The 20,904-nt window shown below is 71.0% G+C and carries 18 protein-coding genes; 14 read left to right on the forward strand and 4 right to left on the reverse strand.

Annotated elements, in window-relative coordinates; translation table 11 throughout:
- Window positions 1-46 precede the first annotated feature (46 nt).
- The 3 genes from F6B42_RS05270 to F6B42_RS05280 all read left to right on the forward strand — a co-directional run bounded on the left by F6B42_RS05270 (window position 47) and on the right by F6B42_RS05280 (window position 1,942).
- The gene (locus F6B42_RS05270; RefSeq protein ID WP_150418487.1) at window positions 47-943 is read left to right on the forward strand and encodes an SDR family oxidoreductase; all 897 of its coding nucleotides are present in this window, start codon (window positions 47-49) and stop codon (window positions 941-943) included.
- 91 nt (window positions 944-1,034) lie between these two features.
- Entirely contained in the window at window positions 1,035-1,523 is a 489-nt protein-coding gene (locus F6B42_RS05275) for a MarR family winged helix-turn-helix transcriptional regulator (protein WP_223878356.1), read from the forward strand.
- The gene (locus tag F6B42_RS05280) at window positions 1,520-1,942 is read left to right on the forward strand and encodes an organic hydroperoxide resistance protein (protein ID WP_150418488.1); all 423 of its coding nucleotides are present in this window, start codon (window positions 1,520-1,522) and stop codon (window positions 1,940-1,942) included. The genes F6B42_RS05275 and F6B42_RS05280 overlap by 4 nt, the downstream gene beginning before the upstream one ends.
- 73 nt (window positions 1,943-2,015) lie before the next feature.
- Here the strand turns inward: F6B42_RS05280 and F6B42_RS05285 are convergent, their stop codons facing one another.
- Window positions 2,016-2,711, reverse strand: a complete 696-nt coding sequence (locus F6B42_RS05285) for a GTP pyrophosphokinase (protein WP_150418489.1) — start codon at window positions 2,709-2,711, stop codon at window positions 2,016-2,018.
- Between the two features lie 149 nt (window positions 2,712-2,860).
- Here F6B42_RS05285 and F6B42_RS05290 point away from each other — a divergent pair, with 149 nt between their 5' ends.
- The 7 genes from F6B42_RS05290 to F6B42_RS05320 are packed head-to-tail and all read left to right on the forward strand — an operon-like array spanning window position 2,861 to window position 10,392.
- Window positions 2,861-4,588, forward strand: a complete 1,728-nt coding sequence (locus F6B42_RS05290; RefSeq protein ID WP_150418490.1) for an ABC transporter ATP-binding protein — start codon at window positions 2,861-2,863, stop codon at window positions 4,586-4,588.
- The gene (locus tag F6B42_RS05295; RefSeq protein ID WP_150418491.1) at window positions 4,585-6,657 is read left to right on the forward strand and encodes an ABC transporter ATP-binding protein; all 2,073 of its coding nucleotides are present in this window, start codon (window positions 4,585-4,587) and stop codon (window positions 6,655-6,657) included. Before F6B42_RS05290 ends, F6B42_RS05295 begins: the two co-directional genes overlap by 4 nt.
- Window positions 6,658-6,704: 47 nt before the next feature.
- Window positions 6,705-7,532: a DUF2510 domain-containing protein gene (locus F6B42_RS14945; RefSeq protein ID WP_223878357.1), complete on the forward strand. Its 828-nt coding sequence runs from the start codon at window positions 6,705-6,707 to the stop codon at window positions 7,530-7,532.
- Window positions 7,529-8,347: a sulfite exporter TauE/SafE family protein gene (locus F6B42_RS05305; RefSeq protein ID WP_150418492.1), complete on the forward strand. Its 819-nt coding sequence runs from the start codon at window positions 7,529-7,531 to the stop codon at window positions 8,345-8,347. The genes F6B42_RS14945 and F6B42_RS05305 overlap by 4 nt, the downstream gene beginning before the upstream one ends.
- A 52-nt stretch (window positions 8,348-8,399) precedes the next feature.
- Window positions 8,400-8,849, forward strand: coding sequence for an FAS1-like dehydratase domain-containing protein (locus tag F6B42_RS05310; RefSeq protein ID WP_150418493.1), 450 nt, complete (start codon window positions 8,400-8,402; stop codon window positions 8,847-8,849).
- Window positions 8,846-9,253, forward strand: coding sequence for a MaoC/PaaZ C-terminal domain-containing protein (locus F6B42_RS05315; RefSeq protein ID WP_150418494.1), 408 nt, complete (start codon window positions 8,846-8,848; stop codon window positions 9,251-9,253). Before F6B42_RS05310 ends, F6B42_RS05315 begins: the two co-directional genes overlap by 4 nt.
- Window positions 9,254-9,255: 2 nt before the next feature.
- On the forward strand, window positions 9,256-10,392 hold the full coding sequence (locus tag F6B42_RS05320; RefSeq protein WP_150418694.1) for a UDP-N-acetylmuramate dehydrogenase: 1,137 nt from the start codon (window positions 9,256-9,258) through the stop codon (window positions 10,390-10,392).
- 69 nt (window positions 10,393-10,461) lie between these two features.
- On the opposite strand, the gene F6B42_RS05325 is transcribed toward F6B42_RS05320, so the two are convergent.
- Window positions 10,462-11,352: an endonuclease domain-containing protein gene (locus tag F6B42_RS05325; RefSeq protein WP_191089266.1), complete on the reverse strand. Its 891-nt coding sequence runs from the start codon at window positions 11,350-11,352 to the stop codon at window positions 10,462-10,464.
- 190 nt (window positions 11,353-11,542) lie between these two features.
- Window positions 11,543-12,742: a pyridoxal phosphate-dependent aminotransferase gene (locus F6B42_RS05330; RefSeq protein WP_150418496.1), complete on the reverse strand. Its 1,200-nt coding sequence runs from the start codon at window positions 12,740-12,742 to the stop codon at window positions 11,543-11,545.
- Window positions 12,743-12,834: 92 nt separating this feature from the next.
- Between F6B42_RS05330 and F6B42_RS05335 the strand changes: the two genes are divergently transcribed.
- From F6B42_RS05335 to F6B42_RS05345, 3 genes are all read left to right on the forward strand, one after another.
- A complete protein-coding gene (locus F6B42_RS05335; protein WP_150418497.1) occupies window positions 12,835-13,716 on the forward strand; it encodes an ABC transporter ATP-binding protein in 882 nt (293 codons plus the stop codon).
- Window positions 13,713-14,588, forward strand: a complete 876-nt coding sequence (locus F6B42_RS05340) for an ABC transporter permease (protein ID WP_150418498.1) — start codon at window positions 13,713-13,715, stop codon at window positions 14,586-14,588. The genes F6B42_RS05335 and F6B42_RS05340 overlap by 4 nt, the downstream gene beginning before the upstream one ends.
- A 275-nt stretch (window positions 14,589-14,863) precedes the next feature.
- Entirely contained in the window at window positions 14,864-17,827 is a 2,964-nt protein-coding gene (locus tag F6B42_RS05345; RefSeq protein WP_150418499.1) for an outer membrane protein assembly factor BamB family protein, read from the forward strand.
- Window positions 17,828-17,904: 77 nt separating this feature from the next.
- Here F6B42_RS05345 and F6B42_RS05350 read toward each other — a convergent pair whose 3' ends face one another.
- On the reverse strand, window positions 17,905-19,443 hold the full coding sequence (locus F6B42_RS05350; protein WP_150418500.1) for a PucR family transcriptional regulator: 1,539 nt from the start codon (window positions 19,441-19,443) through the stop codon (window positions 17,905-17,907).
- A gap of 90 nt (window positions 19,444-19,533) precedes the next feature.
- On the opposite strand from F6B42_RS05350, the gene gabT reads away from it, so the two are divergent.
- A complete protein-coding gene (gabT, locus tag F6B42_RS05355) occupies window positions 19,534-20,892 on the forward strand; it encodes a 4-aminobutyrate--2-oxoglutarate transaminase (RefSeq protein ID WP_150418501.1) in 1,359 nt (452 codons plus the stop codon).
- Window positions 20,893-20,904 lie beyond the last annotated feature (12 nt).

Below are 20,904 nucleotides of genomic sequence, written 5' to 3' on the forward strand. Positions count from 1 at the left end.
CTCGGCGACCCACAAGACCTGACACACCCCACGGAAAGGAGACATCATGTCCCGCGACCAGTACACCTTCGTCAATCCCGCCGAGCTGTACTCGGACATCGAGCCCGAGAAGCAGAAGATGGACGAACCCGGCCTCGACGCCGATCTCACCCCGAAGGCCGATCTCGGCGAGGAGAGCTACCGCGGCAGCGGCCGTCTGACGGGTCGGAAGGCCCTCATCACCGGTGGCGACTCCGGCATCGGAGCAGCCACCGCCATCGCCTTCGCCCGGGAGGGTGCCGACGTCGCGATCTCCTACCTTCCGCAGGAGGAGGAGGACGCCGCGCGGATCGCCGGCATTCTGCGCGAGGCCGGTGTGACGGTCGCGCAGCTGCCGGGCGACCTCCGCGATCCGGAGTACTGCCGCGGGCTCGTCGCCGACGCGGTCTCGGCTCTCGGCGGCATCGACATCCTCGTGAACAACGGCGGCAAGCAGATCTTCCAGGAGTCGCTCGCCGACATCACCGACGAGCAGTTCGACGACACGTTCAAGACCAACGTGTACGCGATGTTCTGGATCACGAAGGCCGCCCTGCCGCACCTGTCCGCGGGATCGACGATCATCAACACGACGTCGATCCAGGCCTACTCGCCGTCCGAGACCCTCGTCGACTACGCATCGACCAAGGCGACGATCAACACCTTCACGAAGGCGCTCGCCCAGCAGCTCGCCCCGCAGGGGATCCGGGTCAACGCGGTCGCGCCGGGCCCGATCTGGACGCCGCTGCAGCCGAGCGACGGACAGCCTCAGGAGAAGATCGACAGCTTCGGCGAGGAGACCCCGCTCGGACGCATGGGCCAGCCCGCCGAGCTCGCACCGGCGTACGTCTTCCTCGCCTCGGCGGAGTCGAGCTACGTCGCGGGCGAGACGCTCAACGTCAACGGCGGCATGCCCACGCCCTGACCGGACGGGATGCGAGCGCCGGCGGCTTCGGCTGCCGGCGCTTCTCTCGGCGCTATTGATTGCGCACAACCGAGTTGTGTACTATGCATCTATGGAACCGACGCAGCACATGGTCTGCTTCTCGCTCTACGCGGCCTCCCGCGCGACGACGAAGGCCTATGCCGCGCTGCTCGAACCGCACGGCCTGACCTACCCGCAGTACCTCGTGCTCGTCCTCCTCTGGACCCGCGACGGCCGGAGCGTCCGCGATCTCGGCGAGGCGCTCGATCTCGACTCGGGGACCCTCTCGCCGTTGCTGCGCCGGATGACCCGCGACGGCCTCGTCGACCGCACCCGCGATTCCGATGACGAGCGGGTCGTCACCGTCGCGCTGACCGCTCGCGGCCGCGCGCTGCGCGGCGAGCTCGCGCACGTCCCCGCGTGCATCGCGCGGGGGATGGGCATCACCGCCGAGAGCGCGCGGGACCTCATCGACGCGCTGGGCGCGCTCGCCGACGGCATGCGCGACACGACCGCAGACCTCCGTTCGGCCCCGGCCGGCGGCATCCCGACCACCCCCGAGAAGAAGGAGCACGCATGAGCGCCCTCTACACCGCCGAAGCACTCTCGACCGGCGCCGGCCGCAACGGTCACGTCCGCAGCACCGACGGCCGCGTCGACCTCGACATGGCCGTCCCGAAGGAGATGGGCGGATCGGGCGACGGCTCGAACCCCGAGCAGCTCTTCGCCGCCGGTTACGCGGCGTGCTTCCACTCCGCGCTGCAGATGGTCGCCCGCTCGAAGAAGGTCGACGTGAGCGAGTCGGCCGTCGGCGGCCAGGTCCAGATCCACCCCACGGATGCCGGCGGGTTCTCCCTCTCGGTCGTGCTCGAGGTCGTCCTCCCCGGCGTCGATCGCGCGGTCGCACAGGAGCTCGCCGACGCCGCGCACCAGGTGTGCCCGTACTCGAACGCCACCCGCGGCAACATCCCCGTCGAGATCACCGTCTCCGAGGACTGACCTCCCGAACGCGCGAGAGCGCGCAGGCGCCGTTCGCATCCGCGGACATCGTGCGCCTGCGCGCCCTCGGTGCTCAGATGCGGACGACGGCCGGGCGCTGGCGCACTTCGCGGTGCAGTCGCTCCATCCGGGCGTCGAGCTCGGACGCCGTCTCGGCGGCATCCTTCAGCTCCGCCAGCAGCTCCTGCGGGACGTTGGCGGCGTACTTGTAGTAGATCTTGTGCTCGAGGCTCGCCCAGAAGTCCATCGCGATGGTGCGGAACTGCACCTCGACCGGGACGGTGATGCGACCCGTGGAGAGGAAGACCGGGACCTCGACGATCGCGTGCAGGCTCTTGTAGCCGTTCGGCTTCGGCTCGGCGATGTAGTCCTTCACGAGCCGGACGGTGATGTCGTCCTGTGCGGTGAGCAGATCGAACAGGCGGTATGCGTCCTGCACGAAGCTGCAGGTGACGCGGACGCCGGCGATGTCGGTGATGCTCTCGCGGATCGAGGCGAACTCGGGATCGACGCCCTTGCGCACGACCTTCTCCACGATGCTGTCGGGAGACTTGAGGCGGCTCGAGAGGTGCTCGATCGGGTTGTAGTCGTGCAGCTGCTGGAACTCGTCGCGCAGGATGCCGAGCTTGGTCTCGATCTCCTGCATCCCGAAGCGGTACTCCAGCAGGAACTGCTGGAACTGGTCGCGGAGATCGCGCAGCTGCTGCGGGGAGTACGTCTGCAGGGTGTTCGCGATCGAGATCGGGGGCAGGGCCTCGCCTGTCGTCATGCTCCGACCGTAGCGCCGGGGCATCGGCGAGGGCTGTGAGTCGTCGCGGCGTTCGCCGCAGGCGCACCGTCGCGGCGACGCGGGCGATGTCGGCCGTCGGTGGCCGGCGCTACCATGAACCGTCCCTCGAACCCGCCCGGAGGCGCAGCATGCTCGGCAAGCTCCTCATCCGCTATCTCGGAAGGTACCGGTGGCTTCTCGCCGGTGTGCTCGTCTTCCAATTCGCCTCGGCGATGGCGTCCCTCTACCTCCCGCGACTGAACGCCGACATCATCGACAACGGCGTCGCCCGCGGCGACACCGGGTACATCTGGTCGCGCGGCGTGATGATGCTCGTCATCGCCCTCGGCCAGATCGTCGCGTCGGTCATCGCGACCCTGTGCGCCGCCCGCGCCGCGATGGCGACCGGCCGCGACATCCGGCGCGACGTCTTCGAGAAGGTCAGCGGATTCTCCGAGCGCGAGGTGTCGCGCTTCGGACCCGGCACGCTCATCACCCGCAACACGAACGACGTGCAGCAGGTGCAGATGCTCGCGATGATGGGCGCGACGATGCTCGTCACGGCGCCGCTGCTCGCGATCGGCGGCATCATCATGGCGCTCCAGCAGGACGTCGGACTCAGCTGGCTGATCGGCGTGGCCGTTCCGCTGCTGCTGGTCATCGCCGGCGTCATCATCAGCCGCATGGTGCCGCTCTTCCGCGTCTTCCAGGTGCGTCTCGACAACGTCAACCGGATCATGCGGGAGCAGCTCACCGGCGTCCGCGTCGTCCGGGCCTTCGTGCGCGAGCCCATCGAGGAGGAGCGCTTCCGCGGGGCGAACACCGACATCATGATCGTCGGCCGGAAGGTCGGGTCGCTCTTCGTCCTCATGTTCCCGCTCGCGATGCTGGTCCTGAACGTCACCGTCGTCGGGGTCATCTGGTTCGGCGGCATCCAGGTCGACGAGGGGTCGGTTCAGATCGGCACGCTCTTCGCCTTCATGCAGTACGTCGGCCAGATCCTCATGGGAGTCCTCATGGCGACGTTCATGACGATCATGATCCCGCGGGCGGCGGTCTCGGCCGACCGCATCGGCGAGGTCCTCGGTTCGGCCGATGCGCTGACGCGTCCCGCCGACCCCGTGACGACGTTCCCGACGCCCGGGTCCGTCGAGTTCGACGACGTCGCCTTCACCTACCCGGGCGCCGACGCGCCCGTGCTCGAAGGCATCTCCTTCCGGGCCGAGCCGGGCGAGACGGTCGCGGTGGTCGGATCGACCGGGGCGGGGAAGACCACCCTCGTCTCGCTGCTGCCGCGCCTGTTCGATGTCACCGGCGGCGCCGTGCGCGTCGCCGGGGTGGACGTGCGCGAGGCGGACCTCGACGGGCTGTGGGGCGGCATCGGGTACGTGCCGCAGCGCGCGTTCCTCTTCACCGGCACCGTCGCCTCGAACCTCCGGTTCGGGCGCGAGGAGGCGACCGACGACGAGCTCTGGCATGCGCTCGAGATCGCGCAGGGGCGCGACTTCGTCTCCGAGATGGAGGGCGGCCTCGATGCGCGGATCGCGCAGGGCGGCACCAACGTCTCGGGCGGGCAGCGCCAGCGGCTCGCGATCGCACGGGCGATCGTCCGCCGTCCCGACATCCTCGTGTTCGACGACTCGTTCTCCGCGCTCGATCTGGCGACCGACGCGCGCCTCCGCCAGGCGCTCTGGCGCGAGCTGCCGGCGGTCACGAAGATCGTCGTCGCCCAGCGCATCTCGACCGTGACCGGTGCCGACCGCATCGTCGTCCTCGACGACGGACGGATGGCCGGCGTCGGCACCCACGCCGAGCTTCTCGAGACCAACGAGACCTATCGCGAGATCGTTCAGTCGCAGCTGGGGGTGGACGCATGAGCGCGACCGACGCCGAGATGACCGAGGACGAGCGCCTCGAGCACGAGATGGCCGAGCAGGCGCGCCAGAACTCCGGCGACTGGGACAGCGTTGCACCCGGCAAAGCGGCCCGCTTCGGACCGAGCTTCCTGCGGATGATCGGCCTACTGCGTCCCTACGCGGCGGTGTTCGCCCTGATGACCGTGCTCGGCGCGCTGGGCGTCGTGCTCGCAGTGCTGGCCCCGCGCATCCTCGGAAACGCCACCAACCTCATCTTCGAGGGCATCGTCTCGAAGAACCTCGGCGATCAGTTCCCGGCCGGCACGAGCCAGCAGGCGGTCGTCGACGCGCTGAATGCCAACGGACAGGGCGACATCGCCAACATCGTCGGCGCGATGGAGAACTTTCAGGTCGGCGCAGGCGTCGACTTCGACCGGCTCAAGTGGGTCGTGGCATCCGTGCTGGCGATCTACGTGGGCTCCGCGATCCTCACGTGGCTGCAGGGCTTCGTCATCAACATCATCATGGTGAAGACCATGTGGCGCCTGCGGGAATCGGTCGAGGCCAAGATCAATCGACTTCCCCTGGCCTACTTCGACCGGGTGCAGCGGGGCGAGCTCATCTCCCGCGTCACGAACGACATCGACAACATCACCCAGACGATGCAGCAGTCGCTGTCGACGGCGCTGACGAGCGTGCTGACCGTCGTGGGCGTGTTGTTCATGATGTTCTCGATCTCGTGGCAGCTGGCCCTCGTCGCGCTGGTGTCGCTGCCGCTCATGGCTGTCATCTTCGGTGTGATCGGGCCGCGCTCGCAGAAGGCGTTCGCGACCCAGTGGCGCAAGGTCGGCCGGCTCAACGCGCGCGTCGAGGAATCGTTCTCGGGTCACGCCCTCGTCCGGGTCTACGGCCGCGAGCAGGACGCGCGCGAGAAGTTTGAGACCGAGAACGACGAGCTCTTCGAGGCGGCGTTCAAGGCGCAGTTCCTTTCCGGGCTGATCATGCCCGGCATGATGTTCATCGGAAACCTGACCTACGTCGGCATCGCCGTGCTCGGCGGCCTCATGGTCGCGTCGGGGCAGCTGCGCCTGGGCGATGTGCAGGCCTTCATCCAGTACTCCCAGCAGTTCACGCAGCCGCTGTCGGAGCTCGGCGGCATGGCAGCGGTCGTGCAGTCGGGCACCGCATCGGCCGAGCGCGTCTTCGAGCTGCTCGACGAAGACGAGCAGGATGCCGATGACGACGACGCACCGCGCGTCGCGGGTGGTCGCGGCGTCATCGAGTTCGAGCACGTCCGGTTCGCCTACTCGCCCGACAAGCCGCTCATCAGCGACCTGTCGTTCCGGGTCGAGCCGGGGCAGACGGTCGCGATCGTCGGGCCGACCGGTGCGGGCAAGACGACGCTCGTGAACCTGCTCATGCGCTTCTACGAGCTCGACGGCGGGCGCATCCTGCTCGACGGTCAGGATATCGCCGAGCTCACGCGCGACGACGTGCGGTCGCGCACCGGCATGGTGCTGCAGGACCCATGGCTGTTCGCCGGCACCATCCGCGAGAACATCCGGTACGGCCGCGAGAGCGCGAGCGACGACGAGATCGTCGAGGCCGCCGTGGCGACCCGCGTCGACCGTTTCGTCCACGCTCTGCCCGAGGGGTACGACACGGTCCTCGACGAGGATGCGGCGAACGTCTCGGCGGGCGAGAAGCAGCTCATCACGATCGCCCGAGCGTTCGTCGCGCAGCCGGCGGTGCTGATCCTCGACGAGGCGACGAGCTCCGTCGACACCCGCACCGAGCTGCTGCTGCAGCAGGCGATGTCGGCCCTGCGCGAGGGGCGCACGTCGTTCGTCATCGCGCATCGACTGTCGACCATCCGCGACGCCGACCTGATCCTCGTGATGGAGCACGGCGACATCGTCGAGAAGGGAACGCACGAGGGGCTCATCGCCGCTCAGGGTGCCTACTGGCGGCTGTATCGCTCGCAGTTCGAGAAAGCCGCGACGGCGGATGCCGACGAGCTCGCCGGACCCGCCTCGGGGGAGCACGCGGGCGCCGCCACCGGGCCCGGGAACGCGGGGGTCGAGGGATAGGGTGAGACGCGGCGGACAGCTCCGCCCCGACGCGAGATGAGGCACGGTTGACCACTTCGACCCCACCCGGCTGGTACGACGACGGTCACGGTGCACTCCGCTGGTGGGACGGCGCGCAGTGGACCGAGCACACGCACGTCGCGGAGCCGACGGCGGAGCCCGTCGCCACCGAGCCCGTCGCCGCAGAGACGGTCGCGACCGAGCCGGCCGCCGACGAGCCCGTCGCCGACGAGCCCGCGACAGCGGATGCGTCCCCAGCTCCGGTCGCGCCGCCGGTTCCGACGGTGCCCGCCGGCGTCGTCGCGAGCACCGGCTCGTTCCCGGCGGCGGCGCCTGCCGCGCCCGCGGCCGGCTCCGACCGTCCGAGATCCAAGCTGTGGATCGTCTTCGTCGCCCTCGGCGTCGTGGTCGTCGGGCTCCTCGTCCTCGCGGCCGTGTTCATTCCCCGCTTCATCGGCGACATCCTCACTCCGCCCGGGTCCGCACCCGGGCAGGAGTCCGTCCAGGGCTCCGACGCCGACGCCGCCGCGGATGCCGTGGAGGACTACGACGAGGCGTGGGACGACGTCGACTGCATCGCATACCAGGCGACGCTGAGCAGCGACTACCTCGCATCGTCCGGGTACACCGACTGCGCCGAGTTCGAGATCGCGGCGCAGCAGTTCGTCGATTCGGTCGAGGACTACGAGGTCGCCATCCTGTCGACGACCCGCGAGGGCGACACGATCGTCGTCCAGACGCTGGAGTCCTACACCCAGGTCCTGGATCCGACCGGTCAGCCGCTCGAGACCCCGGTCCCGGGCAGCACCGGCTACCAGTACACCCTCGTGAACGAGGGCGGCTCCTGGGTCATCGACGAATTCGTGGAACAGTGACCCCCGCCGAGCGCGTCGCCCGCGGGCCGCGTTTCTACACCGCCTGCATCGGCGTCGGTCTCGCGGCCGGCCTCCTGTCGGGTCTGTTCGGCGTCGGCGGCGGCACCGTCATCGTGCCGCTGCTCGTCCTGTTCCTCGGCTTCGACCAGCGCCTCGCGGCGGGCACGTCGCTCGCGGCGATCGTGCCGACCGCATCCGTCGGGGTGATCTCGTACGCGCTGACCGGATCGGTCGCCTGGATCCCGGCACTCATCCTGGCGGCGGGCGCCGTCATCGGCGCGCAGATCGGCAGCTGGCTCCTCGCCCGCATCCCGCAGAACGCGCTGCGGTGGGGTTTCGTGGGCTTCCTCCTCGTCGTCATCGTGATGCTCTTCATCGTCGTCCCCTCGCGCGAGGCGACCCTCGAGCTGAGCTGGGGGATCGGATTCGGGCTCGCCGGACTCGGCCTGTTCACCGGCATCATGGCGGGACTCCTCGGCGTCGGCGGCGGCGTGATCGTCGTCCCGGCGCTCATGTTCCTGTTCGGGACGAGCGACCTCATCGCCAAGGGGACGTCGCTGCTCATGATGATCCCGACCGCGATCTCGGGGACGATCGGCAACGCGCGCCGTCGCAACGTCGATCTCGTCGCCGCCGCGGTGGTGGGTGTCGCCGCGTGCACGACGACGGCGCTCGGCGCGCTCATCGCGACCCTCCTCGACCCCCTCGCCGGCAACATCCTCTTCGCGGTGTTCCTCACCTTCATCGGGGCGCAGATGGCGGTGCGGGCGGTTCGCGCGCACCGGTCGGCGCGTGTGAAGCGCGCCGACGCCTGAGCGCCGTTTCTCCCGGCCGCGATCGCGGCGAGGGCCTCGGTAGAATCGAGGGGTGTCCGTGAATCCTGATCTGGTCGAGCGCGTCTTCGCGCCGACCGCACCGTACCTGGTCGGGCGGGAGAAAGTGCGCGAGTTCGCCCGCGCCGTCTTCGCGACCGATCCGCAGCACGTCGACCCCGCAGCCGCGCAGGCCCTCGGCTACGCCGACGTCGTCGCGCCGCCGACGTTCGCCATGGTGGTGCAGGACCTCACCCTGCAGCAGCTGATCGCGGAACCCGACTCGGGGATCGTGCTCGAGCGCACCGTGCACGCCGAGCAGCGATTCCGCTACAGCCGGCCGATCGTCGCCGGCGACGAACTGACCGCGACGCTGTCGGTCACCGGCATCCGCGCCTTCGGCACGGGCGCCATGGTCACCAGCGAGGCCGAGATCACAGACGCCGCGAACGAGCACGTCGTGACGGCCGTCTCGGTGCTGCTGATCGGCGGGGAGGACGCATGAGCGCGCACGAGGTCGGCGCCGTGGTCGCCGAACGGACTGTCGAGCTGACCCGGGAATCCCTCGTGCGCTATGCGGGGGCCTCGGGCGACTTCAATCCCATCCACTACCGCGATGACGTGGCGACGCGCGTCGGGCTGCCGGGCGTGCTCGCGCACGGCATGCTGACGATGGGTCTCGCCGTCGAGACGATCGTCGAGTGGCTCGGCGACAGCGGCCGCATCCTGGAGTACGGCGTGCGCTTCACGCGACCGGTCGTCGTGGACGCCGAGAGCGGAGCCACCGTTCACGTCGTGGCGAAGGTGGGCGCGGTCGAGGAGACGGCGCTGCGCGTCGACCTGACCGTCCGCGCCGCCGACACGGTCGTGCTGGGCAAGGCCCAGGTGCGCGTCCGCATCCCGGAGTGAGCGTGCCCGAGATCGAACCGCGGTCCCTCGCGGAGCTGACGACCCTGCGCGCCGGTGCGCGTCCGGCCCGGATGATCGACGTGCGCACCTCCGACGAGCTCGTCGAGACGCTCCGCGAGCTGTGGGGCGCGGGCGAGCCGTGGCTCGTCATCGGCGGCGGCTCGAACCTGCTCGTCGGCGACGAACCCTTCGACGGCACCGTCGTGGTCGTCCGGACCACCGGCATCGAGCGGCTGCCCGCTCCTGACGCGGGGCGCGTGCGACTGCGGGTCCAGGCGGGGCACTCCTGGGACGACCTCGTCGAGTACGCCGTCGCCGAGGGGTTGAGCGGGATCGCGGCGATGTCGGGCATCCCGGGCACGACGGGCGCGGCGCCGGTGCAGAACATCGGTGCCTACGGGCAGGAGATCGTGCAGACGCTCGTCGAGGTCGAGCTCCTCGACGAGTCGACGGGGGATGTCTCGGTGGTGCCGGCATCCGAGCTCGGGCTGGGATTCCGCACCTCGGTCCTGAAGACGCACCACGGTTCGGTCGCGGCCCGCTCGGCGGTCATCGTGTCGGTGACGCTCGAACTCGACGACGTCGGTCATGGCGAGTTCGAGGTGACGGGCCCGCAGCTGCGCGGTGCGCTCGGCCTCGACCCCGAGGCTCGCGTGACGCTCCGCTGGATCCGTGAGACGGTGCTGGCCGTGCGCGCGAGCAAGGGCATGGTGCTCGACGACGCCGACAACGACACGTGGAGTGCCGGCTCGTTCTTCCAGAACGCGGTCGTCTCGGCCGCTTTCGCCCGCACCCTGCCCGCCGAGTGCCCGCGCTGGCCCGTCGCACCCGATCCGGTGGGGGACCGCGTCATCCCGCTCGAGCATTACTACGGTGTCGACCCGGTGGCCGCCGCGCCCGAACCCGACGTGAAGGTCAGTGCCGCGTGGCTCATCGAGCACGCAGGCATCGGCAAGGGGTTCGCCCTGCCCGGTTCGCGGGCGGGCCTGTCGACGAAGCACGCCCTCGCCCTGACGAACCGGGGCGGGGCGACGGCCGAGCAGCTCGCCGCGCTCGCACGGTTCATCCAGCAGCGCGTGCAGGCCGAGTTCGGCCTGGTGCTGCAGCCCGAGCCCGTGCTCGTGGGCGTCGAGCTCTGACCCCCGGTCCACTCGCCGGAGAACGCGGGTGCACGAGCGCCCGCACCCGCGTTTTGCGGCGACTCGACCTCAAGCTTGCCGGGCGAGCAAGCGACGGATGCGGCGGACGAGGGTCTCGGGGTCGTCGAAGTCGCGCGCTGTCACGACCGTGACGCGGTAGCCGAGCGACTCGAGCTCGGCCCGCCGGGACTGATCCCGGCTCCATTGCGAGAGGTCGCGGTGATAGTCGCCGTCGTACTCGACGACCAGCCGTGCGTCGGGAAAGAGCATGTCGACACGCGCGACGAACCGTCCGCCGGCTCGAATCGCGACGTTCGTCCGAGGTCGGGGGAGCCCTGCCCGCACGATGAGGACGCGAAGCTTCGATTCGCGGGGGGACTCGGCCCCGTCGTCGATGAGAGTGAGCGCCTCGGCGCGCCGAACAGCGCCACGGCTGCGCCCCGCCTTCGCATGCGCACGCGCGAGCGCTTCCGCAGTCGTCCGCGGCCCGCGGCGACTGATGAGGGCATCGCCGGCGGCGACGAGCGCGGGCACAGCGACCGAACCGCCGAGATCGACCCAGGTCCGCTCGAAAGTCGTCGCGCGGATGCCGTCGACCTCGGTCACGTCGTCGGCATCGACCGCGAGCGCCCGTCCCACGACCTCGGGCCTCCGGACACGGTTGGCGGGCAGGGCGACGGCGACGTGGGGTCGCGCGGCGGCGGCGACCTCGAGCGAGCGGGGGAGCGGCATCCCATGGACGAGCGCTGCCGTCGGACCGCAGACGAAGGCGCCGTCGGGCACCCGCGCGAGGATGAGTCGCAGCCGCGCGCGCTCGTCGATCTCGCCGCGCGCGCGAGCCCCGTGGACCGGGGAGGTCAGGTCCTGCGCCCGGAGACGACCCGGGCTGACTCCGCGGTCCCGTGCCTCCTCGACGAGGAAGGTCGACGGCAGGGAGGGCGGAAGCTCGGCACGACGCATGACCGCAGAATGCCGAGTCGCGAGCCGCGGCCGGTGCCGCGCCCCGCCCGCCGTGCACAACTCCTCCCTCGCCCGCCCATGTGCAGGCGCCGCGCCGTCCCCCGCTCCCATCGTCGACTCGCCAGAAAGCGCGGGTCCGGGAGGGGCCGCACCCGCGTTTCGTGGCGACTCGACGGAAGGGGGGAGGGGGTTACGAGAAGAGGCGCTGGAGGCGCTGGATGCCCTCGAGCAGCTGGTCGTCGCCGAGCGCGTACGACAGGCGCAGGTAGCCGGACGGGCCGAAGGCCTCGCCGGGAACGACCGCCACTTCGGCGCGTTCGAGGATGAGGTCGGCGAGTTCGAGCGACGTCGTGACCTCGGTGCCGTGCCAGCTGCGGCCGAGCAGTCCCGTGACATCGGGGTAGGCGTAGAAGGCGCCGAGCGGTGTCGGCACCGTCACGCCGGGAATCTTCGCGAGCTCGTCGACGATCACGCGGCGGCGCCGGTCGAAGGCCTGGCGCATCTGCTCGGCCTCGTCCTGCGGTCCGGTGAGCGCGGCGAGGGCGGCGCGCTGGGCGACGTTGTTGACGTTCGAGCTCAGGTGCGACTGCAGGTTGCCCGCGAGCTTCATGGCGTCGGCCGGGCCGACCATCCAGCCGACGCGCCATCCCGTCATGGCATAGGTCTTCGCGACGCCGTTGACGAGGATCGTCTGCCCCGCGAGCTCCGGAACCGCCTCGACGATCGACACCGCCCGGGCTCCGTCGTAGACGAGGTTCTGGTAGATCTCGTCGCTGATGACCCAGATGCCGTGCTCGAGCGCCCACTGCCCGATGGCCGCGGTCTCCTCGGGGGTGTAGACGGCGCCGGTCGGGTTGGACGGCGAGACGAAGACGAGCACGCGCGTCCGCTCGGTGCGCGCCGCTTCGAGCTGCTCGACGGTGACCTTGTACTCCTGGTCGGCGCCGGCGAAGACCTCGACCGGGATGCCGTCGGCGAGAGCGATCGCCTCGGGATAGGTCGTCCAGTATGGTGCCGGCAGCAGCACCTCGTCCCCGGGGTTCACGACTGTCTGGAAGGCCTGGTAGACGGCCTGCTTGCCGCCGTTGGTGACGATCACCTGCGACGGCGTCACGTCGACGCCGGAGTCGCGGGTGGTCTTCGCGGCGATCGCCTCGCGCAGCACCGGCAGCCCGGCGGCGGGCGTGTAGCGATAGTTCGCGGGATCGGCGAGAGCGTGCTGGGCGGCCTCGACGATGAACTGCGGCGTCGAGAAGTCGGGCTCGCCGGCAGCGTACGAGATGACGGGTCGGCCCGCGGCCTGCAGGGACTTCGCCTTGGCGTCGACCTTCAGGGTCGCGGACTCGGCGATGGCGGAGAGCTTGCGGGACAGCGGTGCGCGTTCGGTCACCCTCCGAGAGTAGCGGCGCCGTCCACCGGATAGTGGCCCGGCTCGGACGATCGGGATTGTCCTTCTTCGGCAGAACCGGGCACGGTGGTGTCATGACGACGAGAACGACGGCGCCGACCATCGTGCGGGGACTGACGAAACGCTACGGCGACGTGACCGCGGTCGACGACGTGAGCTTCGAGGTCCCCGCCGGGGGCGTGTTCGCGTTCCTCGGCACGAACGGTGCGGGCAAGTCGACGACGATCGGTGCGCTCACGACCGTCATCGAGCCGGATGCCGGTTCCCTCCAGGTCGCGGGCCACGACGTCCGCGCCGAGGGCGATGCCGTCCGCCGGGCCATCGGCGTCGTCTTCCAGGACTCCCTCCTCGACGACGCGCTCAGCGTCCGCGAGAACCTCACCGTGCGCGCGCGGCCGTACTTCGCGAGCACCGACGCCATCCGCGAGCGGATCGCGCGTCTGGTCGAGATCATCGACCTCGGCGACTTCGTCGACCGTCGGTACGGCCGGCTCTCGGGTGGGCAGCGTCGGCGTGCCGACATCGCGCGGGCTCTGCTCCACGACCCCGAGATCGTCTTCCTCGACGAGCCGACGACAGGACTCGATCCGGCGAGCCGGCAGATGGTGTGGCGGACGATCCACGAGCTGCGCGAGCGCGCGGGTCTCACGGTCTTCCTCACGACGCACTACCTCGAGGAGACGGAGGAGGCCGACCGTGTCTGCATCATCGACCGGGGGCGGATCGTGGCCGACGGCACTCCGGCGGAGCTCCGGGCGCGTCACAGCTCCAGCATCCTCTCGCTGTCGACCTCGGCGGGAAGCGAGCGCATCGCCGTCGCCGACGCGACGGAGGCACGTCGCATCCTGCGCGATCGGGGCGACGACGTGCTCGACTTCGAATTCCGCCACGGCCGGATGGATGACGTCTTCCTCGCCCTGACCGGGCGCGCGGCGACCGGGGAGGCGGCACGATGAGAACCGTCGGAGCGCACATCGGTCGCAACCTGCGCCTCTTCTACCGCGACCCCCTGGGCGTCTTCTTCTCGCTGACGGGCGCGCTCGTCGTCTTCCTGCTGTACGCGCTGTTCCTCGGTCAGATGCAGATCGACTCCCTGTCGAACTCGCCCGGCCTGAACGCCGATGCAGCGGGCGACTTCGTCGACTCGTGGATGTTCGCCGGCGTCGTCGCGGTCGCCGCGGTCACGACGCCGCTCGGTGCGCTGGCGACGTTCGTGGAGGATGCCGGCAGCGGACGATTCCGCGATTTCCTCGTCTCACCGGTGCGCCGCCCGCAACTGGTGCTCGGCTACCTCGGCTCGGCTTTCGTCATCGGACTGATGACGACGCTCGTCGTGCTGGGCGTCGCCCTGGGCTACCTCGCGCTGACCGGTCGAGGGCTGCCCGATGCCGGCCAGCTCGCCCGCATCGTGGGGTGGACCGTCGTGTCCGTGGCTGCCTACACGGCGCTCTGGGCGTTCGTGGTGTCGTTCCTCAAGACGAGCGGGGCCTTCTCGGGCCTGTCGACGCTGGTCGGCACGCTCACCGGCTTCGTCGCCGGCGCCTACATCCCCGTCGGGGCGTTCCCCGACGCCGTGCGCGACGCGGTCGCGGTGCTGCCGTTCGCGCAGTCGGCGATGCTGGTGCGCCGCGAGTTCGCCGCCGAGCCGCTCGACCGGCTCGCGGCGGGTTCGGCCGAGGCGACCGAGCAGCTGAGCCGGACGTACGGAATGGAGCTGCAGGTGGCGGACGGCGTCGTCCCGGTGTGGGTCGCCGCCGTCGTGCTCGTGGTCGTGACGGTCGCCTTCACCGCGCTCGCCGCCGCCCGCATCCGCTCACGCATCCGCTGACGCGCGTCGACTCGCCACGAAACGCGGGTGCTGGCAGGAGAGGACCGGCGATTCGTGGCGAGTCGATCGTTATCGGGACGTTGCCGGAGCCGCCGCGGGCGGTCGATGTCCCCGGGCCTCGCGTGATACCGGGGATGGAGCGGGACCTCAAGTCTTGAACCTCCTGTGAGACGTCGATACGTTTCATGTGCATTCCTGGAAAGCGCATTCCGCACGACGACGTGCCGCGGTACGCCGCGCGCGGGAGCGCCTGATCCCTTCAGAGAGGAAGGTTCATGCCCATCCCCCCAACCACGAGTCGCCCTCGGCGGCGCGCGAAAGCGGCGGTCGTCGCCGTCGCCGCCGGTGCGCTCACCGTCGGTTCGGTCCCGGCGTTCGCAGCGCCGGTCGATGCGGATGCCGCGGCATCCGAATTCTCGCTCGCGTTCGACTTCGGCAGCGCGACCTCGCCCGTCGCCGACGGGTACGAGCGCGTCGCCAACACGACGCTCTACAGCACCGGCACGCCGGGCCTGTCGAACCCCGTCAACTTTCGTGACCGCGGCGCCCCCGACGACCTCCGTCGCGACTTCATCGTCGGTGCGACGACCTTCTCGGTCGATGTCCCCGAGGGGCGCTACTGGGTCGAGGTGCTCTCGGGCGACAACAGTGCCGTCAACCGCACCGAGCTGGCGATCGAGGAGGAGCCCCGTGGTCTGCTCGAATCCGTGTCCGGTTCGTTCGCCACGTGGCAGGGGGCCGTCGAGGTGACCGACGGGACGCTCGACGTCGGCGTCGCACGAGACGCCCGCCTGAATGCCGTGACGATCTCGGACGTGCTCCCTCCCGATGCACTCGCCGCCGTGGTGACCGGCGTCGGTTCGGAGAACGCCGTCGAGCTGTCGTGGGATGCCGTGGACGACGCAGCCGCTTATCTGCTGACCCGGATCGGTCCCGACGGCGTCGAGGTCGACCTCGGCGAGACGACGACCCCCGGATTCGTCGACCGCGACGGGGCCCTCGTCGCCGGTTCGACCTACACCTACACGCTTCGGCAGCGGAGCGAGGCGGGAACGGTCTCGTCGGCGGTGCGCATCGAGGTGACGATGGCGGTCGAGGGTGTCGCCGTGCCCGCGGCTCCCGCCGGGGTCGAGCTGATCGGTGCGGGCGGGGGCTCGACGCTCTCGTGGCAGCCCGTCGAGGGCGCGATCGCCTACGACGTGCAGCGCACCGACCACCTGCCCCGCGGGTTCGCGCCCCTCGAGCGGGTGACCGGCACCGAGCTGGAGATCCCCGTCGGGCCCGACACCGAGGGCTACTACCGCTGGTACTACCGCGTCGTCGCGGTCGGAGCCGGCGGTGCGTCCGAGCCGAGCGAGACCGTCGAGCATCGGCGCCTCATCGACACGCACCTCGTCAGCGAGATGGACACCTCCGCCGCGGGCGGCGGCGCGCGTCCGCTCGTGGGCGACGTCACCGGGGACGGCCGTCCCGACATCGTCTTCATGCAGCCCCATTCGATCAACTCGCGCGCGCTGCACGAGGGGCCGATGGTCGCGGCGCTGACCGCGTTCGATGCGACGGGCGAGCTGCTCTGGCAGACGGGGGAGGTGGACCCCGCGGGTCAGAACAACACGCAGGACATCCCCGCGCAGGTTCACGACATCGACAACGACGGGTACAACGAGGTCATCGCGATCATGTACCCCGACAACGACACCACCCGGGACGGCCGCTTGTACGTCTTCGACGGTCGCACCGGCGAGGAGAAGTGGAGCTTCGACCTTCCCGACCCGCTCGCCCGCGACGCGATCGTGTTCGTCGACGCCTCGGGCGCCGGCTACCCGGGAGAGATCCTCCTCAAGAACCGCTACACGAAGGCGTGGCTCGTCGACCGCGAGGGTCAGGTGATCTGGGAGCACGAGGGCCGCACCGGTCACTACCCGTGGCCGTACGACTTCGACGGCGACGGGCGCGAGGAGATCATGATCGGCTACGACATGCTCTCGCCGGACGGCGAGCTCCTCTGGCGCGCCGACCTCGGCGATCACGCCGACACGATCTGGATCGCCGACATCGACGAGGACGGCCAGGCCGAGGTGCTCCTGGGCGGCGAGGGAACGTCCGCCCACCGCTGGGACACGGGCGAGATGCTGTGGTCGAACACCGAGCCGACCGAGTCGCAGAACATCTTCGTCGGGAAGCTCCGCGAGGACGTCCCGGGCCTGCAGGTGTTCGGCCTCGACCGCATCGATCGCAGCAGCAACGGCCTCGACGGGCTGTTCATGATCGATAAGAACGGCGAGATGATCTATCAGGAGGAGCGGCAGACCCGCGGCTGCTACGGCACGATCCCCGAGCTGCTGCACGACTGGGCGGGCGACGGCCGCGATCAGATGCTCGTGTTCTTCCGCGGATGCGGCGAGCCGGCCGGCATCTTCTCGGGCGACGGACAGTTCATGACCGAGCTGAGCGAGGGCGACAACGTGCGCATGTGGCACGGCGACTTCTGCGGCAGCGGCCGCGACCAGGTCATCGAGTACGTGCAGGGGGAGTGGCTGCGCATCGTCGCGTCGACGCCCGACTGCGAGCTCGCCGACGGTGTCACGGGTGAGCCGCGCGAGCAGGCCAAGCGGCAGTACAACTTCACGCGCTACACCGCGGGTGAGACGGCGGTCGCTCCGGTCGGCGCCCCCGCGAGCATCGCGCTCGACCGCACCGACGTGCGCCCCGGCGACACCGTGCGCATCACCGGCAGCGGGTTCGGCTACGAGGTCGTCACGGCCGAGGTGGCGCCGGGTGCGGCATCCGACTCCCGTGCGGCGTCGAGCGACGCACCGGCCGATCGCATGTCGGTGGCGGCGCTGCTCGGACCGCTCGAGATCGGCTCGCAGGCGGCCACGCTCGGCGACGTGACGTTCGCGTGGCAGGTGCCGACGGACGCCGAGGCCGGCGAGTACACCGTCGCGCTCCGCTCCCTCGCGGGCGAGGCCGAGGCGGTCCTGACCGTGTCGGCCGCGCCGGTCGACGGCGGCCCGGGCGCCGGCGGCGGCTCGGGCGACGATGAGGGCGCGGCGACCGATCCGGGCGATGCGGCCGGTGACCCGGCCGCGGGCGCGAACGGCGGAACCGGCTCGAGCGGCGACCTCGCCGCGACGGGCGGCCAGCTGCCGTTCGGCCTCCTGGTCGCCGGTGGCCTGCTCCTCGCCCTCGGCGGCGCCGGCCTGCTCGCCGCGCGAGCCCGCACCCTCCGGGCCTGACGCGTGCTCTGGGCGTCGACTCGCCATGGATCGCGGGTGCGGGGGTCATCCCACCCGCGATTCGTGGCGAGTCGACCTCACGGGGCGAGCCGGAGGGCGGTCCAGACCGCGGCGCGGTCGGGGAAGGAGGCGAGATCGCGGCCGAGCAGACGCTGGGCGAGCGCGATGCGGGCACGCACGGTGTGCCGGTGGACGCCGAGCGCCCGCGCGGTGGCCTCGTGGGCGCCGTCGTTCTCGAGCCAGGCGGTCAGGGTCGCCTCGAGCGCGGTGCCGTGCCGCGCGTCGTGACGGCGGAGCGCGTCGAGCTCGGCGCCCGCGCGGATGCGCGCGCCGGCGCTCGCGAGGTCGTCGAGCAGGTCGCCCGGCGCGTCCGCGACGTCCGTGACCGCTCCGGCACGGCCGCGGTCGCGCGCGAGTCTCGCCCGGTCGCGGGCCGCGGCGACATCGGCATCGGATGTCGCAACGGCGACGCCGATGCGCCAGGTCAGGCGCTCCGCGATCGCGTCGAGGAGCGGACGATCGTATGCCGCGGCGATCATCAGCACGCCGTCGTCGTCCCGGCCGTAGAACAGGCGTCCGGTCGCCCCGTCGTGATCCAGCACCTCGCGGGCGCCGGTCGGCGCGGCCGCATCCGCCACGGCGACGATGTAGGGGGCCGCGGGGAACGAGCCCCAGGCGTCCGCGGCGACGTCCCGGGCGAGGTCCAGGCGGTCGGCGGTGATGAGGTCGACGAGGGCCGCGCGCAACCCGCTCCATGCTCCCGCGGTGAGCCGGCGCTGCTCGAGTGCGAGCCCCGTCGTGGCGACGACCGCGGTCACGACGGCGCGGGCATCCTGGTCGAGGTCGGCGCCGGCGATCGCCAGGACGCCGCGCTGCCCGCCCGACCCGAGCGTCTGGAGGGCGACCGGCAGCCCGCCGAGACGGACCGACGCACCGGTGCCGCCGCCGCGGCGCAGCAGCGCCGACGCTTCGGCGCCGACGGCATCCCTCGGCACCGCATCGACCGCTCCGGCCGATCCTGCGACTGTCCGGCGTTCCCGCGGCCCGTGCTCGTGCGTCAGCGCGCCCGAGGCGTCGTAGAGCCCTACCCACGCGCGCAGCTGACGCGACAGCTCGGCGAGCGTGGCGTCGAAGCCGTCGGGCCGGAGCGCCGCCAGAGCGAGGGAGCGCTGCGCGTCGAGCGCCCAGCTGCGCCGCGCGTAGGCCTGCGCGGCGATCGCCTCGGCGGCGGCGCGGGCCACGGCGATGAACGGCGTGCGGTACGGGACCTCGAACAGCGGGATGCCGGCGCGGCGGCAGGCGGTCCGCAGCGGTTCCGGGATGCCGGCGCGCACGACCTCGGTGCCGAAGCCGAGTCCGCGGACGCCGCGGGCGCGGAGCCGTCGCACATACGCATCGACGTCGCGCGGGGCGCCCTCGGCGAACTGCGTGCCGGTCGTGAGGAGGACCACGTCCTCCGACAAAAACGGGGTCGGGTCGGCGAGGTCGGAGCTGTGCACCCAGCGAACGGGGGCGTCGAGGGCCGCGTCGTCGGTCGCCGAGGCGAGGCGCAGATCGAGTTCCCGACGGGCGAGGAGCGCGCGCACGGTCGGTGCGGGAGCGGGGGTGGTCGACATCGGCATCCTGTACGCGCTGGCGATTAATCGTGCGCTCACTGTACAGGGCGGCGAGTGCACGTGGCCCCGCGCGAGTCTTACTGTCGCGGAATGAGCACCACGACAACGACGCCGACCACCCCGCTCGGCGGGCCGGGCCTCCCGCAGGAGCGCCGCATCGTCACCGCCATCCCGGGCCCGCGCTCGGCGGAGCTGCTCGCGCGGAAGGCCGCCGCGGTTCCGAGCGGCGTGGGCCACACCGTCCCGGTCCACGCGGTCGCGGCCGGCGGCGGCGTCGTGGTCGATGCCGACGGCAACTCTCTCATCGACCTCGGCGCGGGCATCGCGGTGACCTCGGTCGGCAACGCGCACCCCGCGGTGGTCGCCGCCGTGCAGGCTCAGGTGGCCCAGTTCACGCACACCTGCTTCATGATCTCGCCGTACGAGTCGTACGTCGCCGTCGCCGAGGCCCTCAACCGGCTCACCCCCGGCGACCACGAGAAGAAGACCGCGCTGTTCAACTCCGGCGCCGAGGCGGTTGAGAACGCGGTGAAGATCGCACGCAAGGCGACCGGACGTCAGGCGGTCGTCGCCTTCGACCACGGCTACCACGGTCGCACCAACCTCACGATGGCGCTCACCGCCAAGTCGATGCCCTACAAGAGCGGCTTCGGGCCCTTCGCTCCCGAGATCTACCGTGCCCCGCTGTCGTACCCGTTCCGCGACGGCCTGTCGGGGCCGGATGCCGCGGCACGGGCGATCTCGCTCATCGAGAAGCAGATCGGAGCCGACAACCTCGCCGCCGTCATCATCGAGCCGATCCAGGGCGAAGGCGGATTCATCGTCCCGGCCGACGGGTTCCTGTCCGCGCTGGTCGACTGGTGCCGGGAGAACGGCGTCGTCTTCATCGCCGACGAGGTGCAGACCGGGTTCGCGCGCACCGGCGCGATGTTCGCGAGCGAGCACTTCGGCATCGTGCCCGACCTCATCACCACGGCCAAGGGCATCGCGGCCGGTCTTCCGCTGGCCGCCGTCACCGGTCGAGCCGAGATCATGGACGCCTCGCACCCGGGCGGTCTCGGCGGCACGTACGGCGGCAACCCGATCGCCTGCGCCGCCGCCCTCGCGGCGATCGATGCGTTCGAGAACGAGGGGCTCATCGAGCGGGCGCAGCAGCTCGGCGCTCGACTGACCCGGCGCCTCAACGACCTCCGTGACGCCGATCCCCGTGTCGGCGACGTGCGCGGCCGCGGGGCGATGGTCGCCGCGGAGTTCGTCGACCCCGAGACCGGCGCGCCCGATGCGGCGCTGACGGCCGCGGTCGCGAAGGCGTGCATCGCCGAGGGGGTCATCGTGCTCACGTGCGGGACCTATGGCAACGTCATCCGATTCCTCCCGCCGCTCGCCATCGGCGACGAGCTCCTCGACGAGGGTCTCGACGTCGTCGCCGCGGCACTCGGGCGGCTCTGAGGTCCGCGACAA

It is taken from the genome of Microbacterium radiodurans (assembly GCF_008710705.1).
Taxonomy (GTDB): domain Bacteria; phylum Actinomycetota; class Actinomycetes; order Actinomycetales; family Microbacteriaceae; genus Microbacterium; species Microbacterium radiodurans.

Bases quoted from the DNA above. Each gene is read 5' to 3' on its own strand.
- F6B42_RS05270 (WP_150418487.1), top strand. From the start codon at position 47: ATGTCCCGCGACCAGTACACCTTCGTCAATCCCGCCGAGCTGTACTCG.
- F6B42_RS05275 (WP_223878356.1), top strand. From the start codon at position 1,035: ATGGAACCGACGCAGCACATGGTCTGCTTCTCGCTCTACGCGGCCTCC.
- F6B42_RS05280 (WP_150418488.1), top strand. From the start codon at position 1,520: ATGAGCGCCCTCTACACCGCCGAAGCACTCTCGACCGGCGCCGGCCGC.
- F6B42_RS05285 (WP_150418489.1), bottom strand. From the start codon at position 2,711: ATGACGACAGGCGAGGCCCTGCCCCCGATCTCGATCGCGAACACCCTG.
- F6B42_RS05290 (WP_150418490.1), top strand. From the start codon at position 2,861: ATGCTCGGCAAGCTCCTCATCCGCTATCTCGGAAGGTACCGGTGGCTT.
- F6B42_RS05295 (WP_150418491.1), top strand. From the start codon at position 4,585: ATGAGCGCGACCGACGCCGAGATGACCGAGGACGAGCGCCTCGAGCAC.
- F6B42_RS05315 (WP_150418494.1), top strand. From the start codon at position 8,846: ATGAGCGCGCACGAGGTCGGCGCCGTGGTCGCCGAACGGACTGTCGAG.
- F6B42_RS05325 (WP_191089266.1), bottom strand. From the start codon at position 11,352: ATGCGTCGTGCCGAGCTTCCGCCCTCCCTGCCGTCGACCTTCCTCGTC.
- F6B42_RS05335 (WP_150418497.1), top strand. From the start codon at position 12,835: ATGACGACGAGAACGACGGCGCCGACCATCGTGCGGGGACTGACGAAA.
- F6B42_RS05340 (WP_150418498.1), top strand. From the start codon at position 13,713: ATGAGAACCGTCGGAGCGCACATCGGTCGCAACCTGCGCCTCTTCTAC.
- F6B42_RS05345 (WP_150418499.1), top strand. From the start codon at position 14,864: ATGCCCATCCCCCCAACCACGAGTCGCCCTCGGCGGCGCGCGAAAGCG.
- F6B42_RS05350 (WP_150418500.1), bottom strand. From the start codon at position 19,443: ATGTCGACCACCCCCGCTCCCGCACCGACCGTGCGCGCGCTCCTCGCC.
- gabT (WP_150418501.1), top strand. From the start codon at position 19,534: ATGAGCACCACGACAACGACGCCGACCACCCCGCTCGGCGGGCCGGGC.